The organism is Kaistia granuli DSM 23481 (assembly GCF_000380505.1).
Classification (GTDB): Bacteria; Pseudomonadota; Alphaproteobacteria; order Rhizobiales; family Kaistiaceae; genus Kaistia; species Kaistia granuli.
Map to the genome: position 1 here is coordinate 174370 of NZ_AQYH01000003.1, position 12522 is coordinate 186891.

At 61.5% G+C, this 12522-nt stretch carries 14 protein-coding genes and 1 tRNA gene; 10 read left to right on the forward strand and 5 right to left on the reverse strand.

What is annotated here, in order from left to right:
- Positions 1-2: 2 nt before the first annotated feature.
- Together kdpA and kdpF are read right to left on the reverse strand one after the other, a co-directional pair.
- Positions 3-1718 (reverse strand): potassium-transporting ATPase subunit KdpA, encoded by a 1716-nt coding sequence (gene kdpA, locus G342_RS0103170; protein WP_018181655.1) that lies wholly within the window; start codon positions 1716-1718, stop codon positions 3-5.
- A 13-nt stretch (positions 1719-1731) separates the two neighbouring features.
- Positions 1732-1821, reverse strand: coding sequence for a K(+)-transporting ATPase subunit F (gene kdpF / locus G342_RS26625; RefSeq protein WP_018181656.1), 90 nt, complete (start codon positions 1819-1821; stop codon positions 1732-1734).
- A gap of 295 nt (positions 1822-2116) precedes the next feature.
- Between kdpF and G342_RS26630 the strand changes: the two genes are divergently transcribed.
- Positions 2117-2632 carry a transposase gene (locus G342_RS26630; RefSeq protein ID WP_083931042.1) on the forward strand — a complete coding sequence of 172 codons (516 nt, stop codon included), beginning with the start codon at positions 2117-2119 and terminating at the stop codon, positions 2630-2632.
- Here G342_RS26630 and G342_RS23070 read toward each other — a convergent pair.
- Entirely contained in the window at positions 2583-3104 is a 522-nt protein-coding gene (locus G342_RS23070) for a tyrosine-type recombinase/integrase (RefSeq protein ID WP_018181657.1), read from the reverse strand. The two genes, G342_RS26630 and G342_RS23070, sit on opposite strands and share 50 nt — an antisense overlap.
- A gap of 282 nt (positions 3105-3386) precedes the next feature.
- Between G342_RS23070 and G342_RS0103195 the strand changes: the two genes are divergently transcribed.
- From G342_RS0103195 to G342_RS0103235, 9 genes are all read left to right on the forward strand, one after another.
- Complete coding sequence (locus G342_RS0103195) at positions 3387-4319, forward strand: hypothetical protein (RefSeq protein ID WP_018181659.1); 933 nt, start codon at positions 3387-3389, stop codon at positions 4317-4319.
- Positions 4320-4859: 540 nt separating this feature from the next.
- Positions 4860-5678 carry a hypothetical protein gene (locus tag G342_RS0103205; RefSeq protein ID WP_018181661.1) on the forward strand — a complete coding sequence of 273 codons (819 nt, stop codon included), beginning with the start codon at positions 4860-4862 and terminating at the stop codon, positions 5676-5678.
- An 826-nt stretch (positions 5679-6504) separates the two neighbouring features.
- A complete protein-coding gene (locus G342_RS26540; RefSeq protein ID WP_018181662.1) occupies positions 6505-6633 on the forward strand; it encodes a C40 family peptidase in 129 nt (42 codons plus the stop codon).
- An 869-nt stretch (positions 6634-7502) separates the two neighbouring features.
- Entirely contained in the window at positions 7503-8630 is a 1128-nt protein-coding gene (locus G342_RS0103215) for a helix-turn-helix transcriptional regulator (RefSeq protein WP_018181663.1), read from the forward strand.
- Positions 8631-9724: 1094 nt separating this feature from the next.
- The gene (locus G342_RS26385; RefSeq protein ID WP_245557203.1) at positions 9725-10129 is read left to right on the forward strand and encodes a lysozyme; all 405 of its coding nucleotides are present in this window, start codon (positions 9725-9727) and stop codon (positions 10127-10129) included.
- Complete coding sequence (locus tag G342_RS26390; protein ID WP_245557204.1) at positions 10126-10386, forward strand: hypothetical protein; 261 nt, start codon at positions 10126-10128, stop codon at positions 10384-10386. Before G342_RS26385 ends, G342_RS26390 begins: the two co-directional genes overlap by 4 nt.
- 47 nt (positions 10387-10433) lie before the next feature.
- Positions 10434-10631 carry a hypothetical protein gene (locus G342_RS23090; RefSeq protein WP_040878126.1) on the forward strand — a complete coding sequence of 66 codons (198 nt, stop codon included), beginning with the start codon at positions 10434-10436 and terminating at the stop codon, positions 10629-10631.
- Positions 10615-10758, forward strand: coding sequence for a hypothetical protein (locus G342_RS26220; protein ID WP_198010727.1), 144 nt, complete (start codon positions 10615-10617; stop codon positions 10756-10758). Before G342_RS23090 ends, G342_RS26220 begins: the two co-directional genes overlap by 17 nt.
- On the forward strand, positions 10734-11012 hold the full coding sequence (locus G342_RS0103235; protein WP_245557205.1) for a hypothetical protein: 279 nt from the start codon (positions 10734-10736) through the stop codon (positions 11010-11012). The genes G342_RS26220 and G342_RS0103235 overlap by 25 nt, the downstream gene beginning before the upstream one ends.
- 607 nt (positions 11013-11619) lie before the next feature.
- Here G342_RS0103235 and G342_RS0103245 read toward each other — a convergent pair.
- Positions 11620-11889: a hypothetical protein gene (locus tag G342_RS0103245; RefSeq protein ID WP_156830767.1), complete on the reverse strand. Its 270-nt coding sequence runs from the start codon at positions 11887-11889 to the stop codon at positions 11620-11622.
- A 353-nt stretch (positions 11890-12242) separates the two neighbouring features.
- Positions 12243-12332, reverse strand: a tRNA-Ser gene (locus G342_RS0103250).
- Positions 12333-12522 lie beyond the last annotated feature (190 nt).

Genomic DNA, 12522 nt, shown 5'->3' on the forward strand with positions numbered 1-12522 from the left:
GTTCAGCCCCCTGAGCCAAAGGTTTGGCCCTGCATCATCGAGAGGTGCTCGACGATCGGCCCTACGGCGAGCGCCGGGAAGAAGGTCAGGCCGCCAATGATCAGGATCGAGCCGACCAGCAGGCCGACGAACAGGCCGCCATGGGTCGGGAAGGTGCCGGCCGAGGCGGGCACGGTCTTCTTGGCCGCCAGCGACCCGGCGATTGCCATCGCGGGCAGGATCATCAGGAACCGACCCATCAGCATGGCGAGGCCGAGCGTGGCGTTGTACCAGTCGGTGTTTCCGGTCAGGCCGCCGAAGGCCGAGCCGTTATTCGCCGCCGCCGAGGTGAAGGCATAGAGGATCTCCGAAAAGCCGTGCGGACCGGGATTGGCGATCGAGGCGACGCTGGACGGCATGACGACCGAGATCGCCGTGAAGCCGAGCATGGCGAGCGGCAGGACGAGCAGGGCCAGCAGCGCCATCTTGACCTCCTTGGCCTCGATCTTCTTGCCGAGATATTCCGGCGTGCGGCCAACCATCAGGCCGGCGATGAAGATCGCGATGACGACGAACAGCAGCACGCCGTAGAGGCCGGCGCCGACGCCGCCGATGATGACCTCGCCGAGCTGCATGTTGATCATCGGGATCATGCCGCCGAGCGCCGTGAAGCTGTCATGCATGGCATTGACCGCGCCGCAGGAGGCGGCCGTCGTCACCACGGCGAACAGGGCCGACAGCGCAATGCCGAAGCGGACCTCCTTGCCTTCCATGTTGCCGCCATCGACGCCCAGCGCATGGACGAGCGGGTTGCCGGAAGCCTCGGCCCAGTAGCAGACGGTGACGCCGACGAGGAACAGCGCGCCCATGGCCGAGAAGATCGCCCAGCCCTGGCGCTGGTCACCGACCATGCGGCCGAAGACATTCGTCAGCGCGGCGCCGATGGCGAAGATCGCGACCATCTGGAAGAGATTGGTGAGCGCCGTCGGGTTCTCGAAGGGATGCGCCGCATTGGCGTTCAAGAAGCCGCCGCCATTGGTGCCGAGCATCTTGATGGCAATCTGGCTGGCCATCGGGCCGGCGGCCATCGTCTGCCTGGCGCCTTCGAGCGTCGTCGCCTCGAAGTAATTGCCGAGCGTCTGCGGCACGCCCTGCCAGACCAGGAACAGCGTGAAGACGATCGCGATCGGCAGCAGCACGTAGAGCGTCGCGCGGGTGAGGTCGACCCAGAAATTGCCGACCGACCGGACGGAATGCCGGGCGAAGCCGCGAACCAGCGCGATCGCCAGCGCGATGCCGGTCGCGGCGGAGACGAAGTTCTGCACCGCGAGGCCGGTCATCTGCACGAGATAGGACATCGTGCTTTCGCCGCCGTAATTCTGCCAGTTGGTGTTGGTGACGAAGCTCGCTGTCGTGTTGAAGGCAAGCGGCGCCGGCACCGCCGACATACCGATCGGGTTGAACGGCAGCGACGCCTGGAAGCGCTGCAGGGCGTAGAGGAGGAGGAAACCGGCGAGGTTGAACAGCAGCATGGCGACGGCATAGGTCGCCCAATGCTGCTCCTCACGGTCGCTGGTGCCGGCGAGCTTGTAGAGCCACGCCTCCACCGGCCGCAGCACCGGCGAGAGGAAGGTACGCTCGCCCTTGAAGACGCGCGTCATGTACCAGCCGAGCGGCTTCACGAGCGCGAGAATGATCGCGCAGAACAGCGCGATCTGGATCCAGCCATTGATGGTCATGTTGATCGCCTTCCTAGAACCGCTCGGGGCGGAGCAGGGCGTAGATTAGATAGGTAAGCAGCAGCAACGTTACGCCGCTACCGAGTACGTAGTCGAAAACCATGGTATATCTCCTCGATCTCAGAGACGATCGCAGGCTGATGTGTAGAAGATGGCGACGATGAAGAAGCCGATCCCTAGCGAGAGCAGGCCGATATCGGACATTGGACTTGAACCTCTTGTCGACGCCGCCGGAAAAGTCTCGACGCGCGCCGGATGGCAAGCGGGAAGCGCCAGCTTTCGCCCAGAAGGCACGCCGGTTCCGTTGCCCTGTCAGAATGGCGAGACCGACATAGGGATTCGAGCGGGGGCAGGGCGCGCGCGCATAGGAATCTCATAGGTGCCGTGCGCGTCTTGATCTGACGGACTTCGAATGGGGGCTGATCCGGCCTCATTTGCCAAACAAGCCGCGCGGCGTTGCACAGGAGGATGACCTTGGGGGAGGGACTATCTGTGTTGTTCGGACGAGATCGCCTTGGCGCGATCTGTCCCGGCCGCCGGCGACGGTCCACGATCGCTTTCAACGATGGGCGAATGCCGGCATCTGGATCGGGGATTTCGGAGTCTTGGCCGAGAAGTCAGCCGACAGCATGCTGTGGATCGACCGTTCAATCGTCCGGGCACACCAGCAGTCGGCGTCCCACAAAGGATCACGCCCTCGGTCGTTCTTCTGGCGGATTAGGCACCAAGATCAATGCCATGAGCAACGGACGCAGCCTGCCCGTCGCCATCACCCTGTCGGCAACAAAATCAAAATCTTGATGGAAATAATTGGCGGATGGGGTGGGATTCGAACCCACGGTGGGCTTGCACCCACGGCGGTTTTCAAGACCTGTTGGGCCGACGCAGTTTCCGACGAGATTTCAAGTGGTTAGCAGCCGTTTCTGAATTCTGTTCGGTATTTGGTTCGGTGATGTGGATTGCTTCCAGTGCGGCGCGGAGGTCTTCGACGAGAGGGTGCGTGTAGCGCTCCGTCGTCGAAAGGCGTGTGTGGCCAAGCTGCTGCTGCGCCAGCCGCATGTTCCCTGTCTCCATCAATGTGCGGGTGGCTGCTGTATGCCGAAGGTCGTGCGGCCGTAACTCCGGCCTGCCGGCCTCTTTCGCTGCTATTTTGAACTCGTGATAGAAGGTGCCGTAGGCGATCGGATATCGCTGCTCGCGAATGCGGTCATCCTCGGTCCGCGCGGCCTCATAGGTGAAGACGGCATCAGGATGCCTACCGAGCTCATTGGCGAGCAGGATTTTCATAGCCCGGGTGATGGGGATGCGTACGGCGCGACCGCCTGGCCGCTTTGACTTCGTGCTGACCACGGTTCCCGCTTTGTCTTTCGGCCGATAGACTGACATGGCGCATCTCTTCTTTGACGGGTTCGCAGGAAGGTCGCGACATCGGCAAGGCCAAACAGTCGCCGCGGTCTCTTCTCGCCGGCGCCGAAGCGGACATAGGGGAGGTCGCCCGAAACAACATGAGCGCGGAGGGTCTTTTCGTCTATGCCAATCACTTCGGCCAATCGCCCTAGGGTCAGGTAGGGGGAGGCGTCAAAAGCTCGCCTTACCTGCTCGGGCAATTCAACACCAGTAATCACCGGCTGCCTCCTTGTCTTTCACCTTCACCCTATATTCGAAGGGATGGGTCATGGATTTCCAACCGTTTGGATCTGGGTTGCGCTCGGCAAACGCCAGGCCGTCGGCGACGTCGTGAAGGCGGCCGGGGCCAGCGTCGGCTCGCCGCCCGTGGCGCAGGCGCCTGCCGTGGTGGCCAATAGTGTCACGGCGGGTGGCGTCACGCTCGAGCCGCCGGTCGTCGGGCAGGGCCATGCCGTCGTCGCCAACGGGCTCTCCGCCGCCGCTGTCCTGGGCGCGTCTTCTGTTACGCAGGTCCATGCCATTGCGGCGCCCGGGATGCTTTCCGGGCCAGTCGTCCTCTGCTCGCCAGCGGCGGCCGAGGCCGGCTATGCGCTCATTGCGAACGGCATTCTCGCGGGGGCGGTTGATCCAGGATCTCCCGCCGTCGGGCAGAACCATGCCCTGACCGCCGGGACGATGTTGGCAGGAAGCGCGAGCCTCGGTTCACCTGCTGCCGCCCAGGCCCATGCTCTGGCCGCAGCCGGCATCACGGCGACGGTGGACGTTGGCGCGCCATCCACATCCGTGATTGTCGGACTGACCGCGAACGGCATCGCCGCCGGCCCGGTCATGTTTGCCGAGCCGGCTCTTGGCCAGAACCATGCGCTCAGTGCGGCGGGGCTTGCGGCTGGGTTTGCGAACCTAGGCTCGCCTGCTGTGACGCAAGCCCATGCAGTGACGGCGGCTGATTGGACGGCCGGTACAGCCGTGATCGGGTCTCCGCTCGTGGGACAGACCCACGCTGTGGCGGCGCCCGGGATGCTGGCCGGGACGGTCCAACTCGGCCCGCCGGTTACGTCCGAAACCTACGGCATGACGGCAAACGCCCTGACGGCCGTCGTCGGCAAGCCAGCCTTTGGCCAGCACCACGTCATCAGTGCGGGGGCTTCCTCGCCGCGACGGTCGTGCTGGGATCTCCCATCGTCGCAGAGGTGAGCCTCCTCACCGTCTATCGGGACGGCACCTGGGTCCCGCCGACGATATACGCCCGCCACTCCGGTGCTTGGAAGGCGGTCTCGGTCGGCTGGATCGGCCGCGGCGGTGCCTGGAAACAATTCTACCAGTAAGGAACAACCATCGCCTTTGTCTTCAAGGACCGGGTGCGGATGACCACCGCCACCGTCGGCGCAGGCACGCTTACGCTCGGGTCGGCGGTGCCCCGCTTTCGGTCGTTCGCTGCAGCAGGCGTCTCGAATGGAGACACATTCCGCTATGTAATCGAGGACGGCAATGCATGGGAGACGGGGACGGGTTCCTTGTCCGGGGTGCTGCTGGCACGGACGCTGATCGATTCTTCGACCGGTACGCATCTCAGCCTCTCCGGCAATGCCGAGATCTATATCGGCCTTCTGGCCGGTGACGTCTTCACGCCGGACGAGCGGGCCAAGCTCAGTGGTATAGCGACCGACGAAAAACGACACCGACACGAATCTGACGAACCGCGCAAACCACAGCGGGGAGCAGGCGATTTCGACCGTGACCGGCCTGCAGTCCGCGCTCAGCGGAAAGCAGGCGTCCCTTGGCTTCACGCCCGAGAATGCCGCGAATATGGGGAATGCCAACGGCTATGCCGGCCTCGATAGCGCCGGCAAGGTTCCGCTCGCTCAGATTAACGAAGCGCTGATCGGCGCCATGAACTACAGGGGCACCTGGAATGCCTCGACGAATTCGCCGGCCATCCCGGCCGCCGCAGCCGGGAACAAGGGCTATTACTATGTCGTCGCCTCTGCCGGCACGGCCAACGTATCCGGAATCACGGATTGGCAACTCGGCGACTGGATTGTTTCCAACGGGACATCCTGGAACAAGATTGACAGCTCGGACAAGGTTTCCTCCGTCGCCGGTCTGATGGGCGTGATCACGGCAGTCGCGCTGAAGACGGCACTGGGGCTTGGCACCGCAGCCGAGCAGCCCGCCACCGCCTTCGCTGACGCCGCTCAGGGGGGGAAGGCGGACAGTGCGATGCAGCCGGGCGTCGAAGATCAGATGATCAGTGGCGGTGCGCGTGTCACGGTCAAGGATCTCGGCAATCTCTCCGGCGCCACGAAGACGCCCGACCCTGGCGATCGGCCGATTCAAAAGATTACGAACAATGGGGCCGGAACGATCGCGCCTGGCTCGAACTACGGAACCTATCTGCTTCAGGTCATCAATGCCGGGGGCGCGGGGGCGATTGCCACGACGGGTTGGGTGGTCAAAGGCGACAGCTTCGACACAACGAATGGCAGCAAGTTTGTTTGTTCATGTCTGGTGACGGCCGACATGGCGGTGATGAACATCATCAAGGTGGCGTGATGGTCCTTCCTTCATTTGCCCCAGTGTTTTTCGCGGGGAAAGCTCCTCGCGCCTTTGGCATCTCCCCCGCCTTTGGAGGCAAGACGACGTGGGACCTTGATTTGGATGGTCCACTGTCAATCTCCACGCCCGGAACTTGGACGATAACGCCCGGGCCCGGGTTCTCCGGCACCGTGGAGGCCTGGGGCGCCGGCGGCGCGGGCGGCGCAATTGGCAACTCGAATTCCGAGATCACCATTAATGACCTGGAAGGCAGGAGTTCAGGCTTTCTTTTCCATGACAGCAGGCGGCGGGAAGGCTGGATTTTCCCAGGGCGTTACACTTACCGGCTCCATCGCCGGCGGCGCAGGCGGCGTAGCATCTGGAGGTAACACTGCGAATACAAACGGCGCCAATGGCGGCGCTGGCATCTTGGGTAATCCGACCGAAGGCGGAGACGGTGCAGGCGCTCCGAACGGCGGCGGCAATACTCTGGGCGGGTCCAGTTCCTCGCCCGGTAGCCCCGTCGCAGGCGCGCAGGGTTCCGCTCCTAGTGGTGGCGGTTCGGGAGCTGTCAGGGGCGGTAGCACCAGCTCACGTCGTTCCGGCGGAGGCGGGGGTGCAGGAGCCTATGGAAAGAGTATCTATGCGGTTGGCGATCTTCCGTCCTCCGGCCCCCTCACCGTCGGGAAGGGGGGTGTGGCACCTACTTCCTCAGCTGCCAACAGCAGCGGCGGCGCCGGCGCGAATGGAAGGGTCATCGTAAGGTGACGGCTCTCGCCTCGATCTGAAGTGATATTGGCGCTCTAGCGCTGCACGAATTCCCCATACCCCCTGGAGGCGAGACATGAACGATCCCAAGTGGGTCGCGCAGGCGCGCGGCTATGTCGGCGTCCGCGAGATCAAGGGCGGCAGCCATCATCCGAAGATCCTGGAGTGGTGGCGGGCGATTGGAGCGTCCTTGGTTGAAGGATGATGAAACGCCGTGGTGCGGGGCGTTCGTCGGTAGGGTTTGGGCGAAGGCAGACATGGCTCAGCCCGCAACTTCCTTTCAAGGTATGCTGCGGGCATGGCGCTTCACTTTGGTCAGCGGATGCCCTTGCTATTCCCGCTTCCTCCGCCCTTCTTGGGTGGCTTGTTGGCGGGCGGGGCAAACGTTCCTGGCTTCCGAGGCTCTACGTTCGCAGGTCCCCAATCCTTCGTTTGCTTTGAAGTGGGTTGAGCGGTCTGCTTGGTGGCCTTCTGGGTGTCAGACTTCTGTCGGGTCGGCTTTGCTTTGGACGCTCTTTCGTAGGACGTGCAGTAATCCCTGCCGTACATATAGCCGCCCGGTAAGCACCTCTGGTCCTCGATGGGCTGCCCGGCTAGGCACTTATGCAGCTCGATTCTCTGTTCCGCATTGGCTGCCTTATGATCACCCGTAGCGGCATCGTAGCAATGCTCCCTCGTAATCAGCCGCGGCGTAGCCGCTGCGCTTGATGCCATTAAGACTCCGATTCCAGTCAAGAAGAGAAGTCCAGATTTCATGATCGAGCTCCACCTATACGGTTGCTGGGAAAGTTCCCCTTAGCTGGAGACTCCGTTCAAGCTTGCTGTGCCGCATCCCTCATATGGGCTATGTCGGAATGACAACGGGCTTTCATGGCGACCAGTCGAGGACTCGCCACGGGCAGTTGGCATTCGGTGCTCCTCTGCTCGCCCCTCACGCTGCAGCTTTGCTCCCCCCAGATCGTCTGCTCGCGGCTCGTCAGATAGGTGTGCCTTCTATCTCGATGTGTTCTTTCTCGAATAGATGTCCTAGCCTCGCCAAAGGTGGGGGGCACTATGTGAATGAGATCAGGAGAATTGACGCTTGCTCGCTCTGTGGGCGAACTCAACGATGTTGCTGACGCGGCCGCGTTGGATCCGGATCGTTGGGTGGATTTTCTTGAGCTGCTGGCAGAGAAAACCCACGATTCCACGATCCTGTTTCAGGTCGCAGATCTGCATTCGTCTCGCTGGACGCCCATCCTGAGCCGTGGGTTCAGCGAAAAGGCATTGCAAGACTATTCGGGCTACTTCGCCTCAATATCGCCTTGGCGCGATCTTCTTGTCGGCTTGAAGGAGGGACAGACCGTATGGGCTGACGAGCATATCCCCATCAAGACTCTTCACCGGACGGAGTTCTACAACGATTTGCTTCGACAAGAGGGTGAAGTCGATAGCTCGACCGGCTTGAATCTCATTAGTGATCGTTCTCGAAGGGCGTCGATCGCGATACACTATAGCAGCAAATCAACCGAGCGCATGAATGACTTGGCGACTTCGTTATTAAACGGGGTTTCGGTGCGTATGCGCCAAGCGATCAATGTCAATCAGGCGTTGGCATCAAGTTCCAGCCAGTTTACCACGGACACTTCACTTTTACTGTCTTTAGCTGAGCCTGCTGCGATTGTGGATCAAAGTGGGCGCGTCCTCGCTTCGAATGATGCCCTCGTGGAATTCGCGACTCAGTATCAGAGGATCAGGATTGGTGGTGACGACCGGCTGGATTTTGGATCGGCTGAATTGCAAAGTGCGTTCTTGCGCCAATTGCGGGAGCGAAGTCTGGGTGGGGGGGATTTAGTCGCTCGGTATCCGGAAATGTCTATCTCGATTGCCGTTCTTCCGATACGGCCGAACGTTAATGACGTCCGCGGAATTGCTGGGCTCTTCCCTGTTCGCCGCCATTTTCTCGCGATTTTTCGGGTAATGGCTCGCCCTCTCCTAGAGGAGGCGACGGCTGAGCGGCTTGCGATGCGCTATAGACTGACGCCAGCTGAAACTCGATTGGTAGTGGCGTTGGGGCGCGGAACGAGCATCAACGCCATGGCGGAATCGCTGTCCATTTCGCGTCACACGATCCGGTCGCAATTGAAATCCGTATTCGGCAAAACGCAAACGCACAGTCAAATTGAACTTGTAGCTCTGCTATTGCACCACTTCAGGATCTGAGGCCGATCTTGGTCGCTTGCGCCGCAAAACCAATATGCGTTGCGAGGAGTGGATCGACAGCAGCGCCTGCTGAGCCGGGTCGCATTCGAGTGGTCCAACACCTTCGCCCGCGAAATCTCATCCTTCCGCGGTTCTTGAGCCTCACCGGCTCTATCGAGCCGTACCCGCCTTCTTAGTGGCCGCCTCGGCGCTCTAGGACGCCCACCGGAGTGCCCAACTGGCGCGAGGGCATGGGATAGATACTGGCCAAGAATTGCCCGCCAACGAGCTTCGGGGGCGGATGGCTAGGTGGCGGGCAGAGGACCGGCTGGTTGGTCCGTCCCCAATCAGCCGCCTCAAAGGGGTCGTTACGGGCGGGCGCTGGCAGCTCCCTACCTTCCTGCGCGCTGCCGGTTAGGATGTGAGCCTAACTAGCCTGCTCTAAAGCACGCCCGCAGCAATCAACACGACAGATAGCGAATGAGTTCCGTCCGCGACGCGGCCGAAGCAAAATGATGCCCGTCGCGAAGCCGACGGGCATGAATGGCCTGCATGACTATTTTTGATTTAGAGCCAAGCAGGCCCTGATCAAGCTCATTTCCCCACATCACCGGAGGCAAGACATGACGATGCAGACATGGGATCTGCCTCGGGCAGAAAGGTCTATCCAGGATTGGGTTTGTCTTGGCCGAGGCACTGGAGGACCGTGTCGGATAGGGCTCGCCCCATCTCGCGGTCTAGCGTCATTCCTATCCATCGGTAGCCAGGGGTCAGGAGGAGCAACGCGATGCCCTGCTGGTCAGGCATCGTCGTCACGAACCATCGGCCCTCGGTCGACACCTTAATCATTGAACCTGGATCTGGGTCCGCCTCGAGGGGCGCCGGAGGCAACATGGCCGCACGCATCTGAGCAAGGTTTTCTATGAAGTGGTCCACTTCATCCGCATCGAAGTCGAAGCGGATAGGCGGATCTGTCGGCAAGTCCATGACAAGCCGGGTTCTTTCGTCGTTCAAAGACCAATGCGGCGCAAGCATTCCGTGCCCTCCCTGATAAGTTCAACCCAAGGCTAGGGGCGACGCCCTAGCGTCAACTCTCACACCACCGGAGACAAGATATGACCCGCACAGTTTCGAGCGATGGGATTGCCATGGTCAAACGGTTCGAGGGCTTCAGCGCCAAGGCCTACCTCGACACCGGCAAGGTTCTCACCATCGGTTACGGTCACACCTCCGACAGCGACTATGTCGTTCGGCCGGGCGCCGTGATCACAGAGGCCAGGGCGGAGGCGCTGCTGAAGCTGGATCTGCGGGAGGCGGAAGAGGCTGTCGAGCGACTGGTGAAGGTCCCGCTCACTGACAACCAATTCGCGGCTCTCGTATCGTTCGTCTTCAACGTGGGGGAGGGCCAGTTCAAGGGCTCCACCCTGCTGAAGAAGCTGAACAAGGGCGGCTACGCATCGGTCCCGTCCGAGCTTCGAAGTGGGTCTACGACAATGGCAAGCGCCTCACGGGGCTGGTGAATCGGCGGAACGCCGAAGGCGGCCTGTGGGTGAAGGGTTCCTTCGTCTCAAGCTCCTCCGTCCCGGCCGAGCCGCCGAAGCCGAGCATCCTGACGAAGCCGGAGATCCTGACGCCCATCGCTGGCGCCGCCGGCACTGTGATCGCCGCGGCGAACGGACCTGGCCCCATCGCCTATGCCATCGGTGCGCTGATCATCCTCGGCGGCCTCGTGGCGGCCCTCTACTTCATTCGCAAGCAGTTGCAGGCCTCAAGGTGATCGCCTGCCTCCTTGCCACCCCGGCCGGGAGAGCTTGCGCCGCCGGGTTGGCCATCGTCGCCGGCCTCGGCCTCGCCGCTCTCAAGCTCATCTCGGTCGGCAAGCAGCAGGAGCGATCCCGCCAGCAGGCCAATGACCTCACCGCTATCAGGAACAGGAACACCAGCGATGAAAAGGTTGATGGCCTTGGGCCTGATTCTATGCGCGACAAGCTTGGCGAGTGGGTGCGTGACCGCTCGCGCTAGCTTCTGCGACACCTCGAGGCCGATCCGTCCGTCCGTCGATGACCAGTTCACGGACGGCACCGCCCGCCAGATCCTCAAGCACAACACCTATGGCGCGCAGGCATGCGGCTGGAAGGCGGGGCGATGATGCAGCCGGAACATGAACCTGCCGCCCAGCGCTATGGCGACCTGCCGGAGGAAACGCGGCGCATGCTGGAAGGTCTGCGACCGGATGAGGTCGCATTCCTACAAAAGCTCATCCGGATGGTGATGTCGTTCGGCACGGCGGGGAGGGCGTTTGCCTATGTGGCTGGCGCCATCCTCGGCCTGGTCATCGGCCTGCCAATGCTGATCGAGGCGCTCATGAAGATCTGGAACTGGCTCCCGCATCGGGGGCCGTAAGTGCGGGGGCGCTACAGTTCCTTTGGAGAGCAATATTGCCCCTGACACGCCGTAAACCGCACTTTCCCCTTAAGCTTGTAGATTGTCGATTTCCCTCTTGGCTTGGCGAACTCGAGGCAGGCGCCGCCGGTCCCGCAAAAGCCTTCGTCCCTCCATCGGACTGCAATGGGGACATTGCACTTGTTCACGATGAAATGAGCCATTGAATTGCTTGTGCGATCAAACGAGACGCATTTCACGGCGTCTTTGTATTTCGCTGCAGCCTTCTTCGTCGTCTTGGGCTTAGACCAGGGGTCGGTACCGTTCGCGTTGGAATTTGCGGCCGTTAGCCGGCTTGCGTCTTCCTTGCCGCGAGCTTCTGCTTCTCGGGATCTTTGCAGATAAAGCTCATTCTCCCGCCGCTGCCGAGCAGCATTGGCATCGTCGTTGCTATTCTCCCGCGAGAGACCCTGTATGATGAGTGAAGTTCCCAGGTTCAGAAGCTGTTGGGTGGCGTCTCCGCTTCCGCTTGAGCGCCCCCGCTGCCGGCGCCTTGGCAACCATAGGCTGCAACTTGGCTTATCTCGATTTGCCCCGGGTTGGATTCGACGCTGTGTAGGCAGCCTGGCTAAACCTCGAATGCCTCGTTCACGAGGCGGTGCCTGACGCGCTGGACGACGGTTTGTAGTAGGTTGATGTCCTCGATCGTCGCGCCGGTGCCTTTCGCTTCACGAACAAGGGATTTTTCAATCAGGTCGAGCCAAGGGCCTGGCCGATGCTGATGCATGGCGGCGAGGGCGTCTAGCGCGCTGACAAGGGCGTTGCTGAGAATAGTTGCCAACTGAATGTCGACCGCGCTCGGCGGGCGGGTCCGCGGGTTTCCATGCTGTTCACTCATGTTGTCCCCCCAAAGCGGGAGCACGCTGCAATCCCAGGTATATGAAATCAATACCCCAATCGGGGGATGCTTTGAGGAGAATCGCGGACTGCGAGTTGGCGGCGCGTTGGCGTTTGGGTGGGTAGAGCCAGATAGCAGCTCGAAGCGGCGATCAAGACGCTGCCTCTCGCGTAGACACATGCGGGATAGCCCGCCTGACGCTGAGAACGGCTAGGCAACATTGTTCGGGGATTTTGCACCGATTCAGCCGTTCCTAGCTCCTTTCGTCCCGAACGGTGCCGTTTCGTTCTCTGAAAGAATGCGGAATGCCGTTTCCGAAACCGGCTAAATAAATCAATAAGATCAGCAGGTTGTGGCGGATGGGGTGGGATTCGAACCCACGGTGGGCTTGCACCCACGGCGGTTTTCAAGACCGCTGCCTTAAACCACTCGGCCACCCATCCAAGCCTTGCAATCGTTGGTGAGTGCCCTCTCGGCAGAGGAACCTAGAATAGCTTGCTACCGAATTGCGACCGAACGACTTTGCGGGGTGGGCTTTACCGCGCTCCGCACGACGGCGTCAACACGCTCGGCCGCCTCGGCGCCCATGCCGGGGAAGGCTGGGGAAAAATGCACCAGCGCTGAACGCGTTCG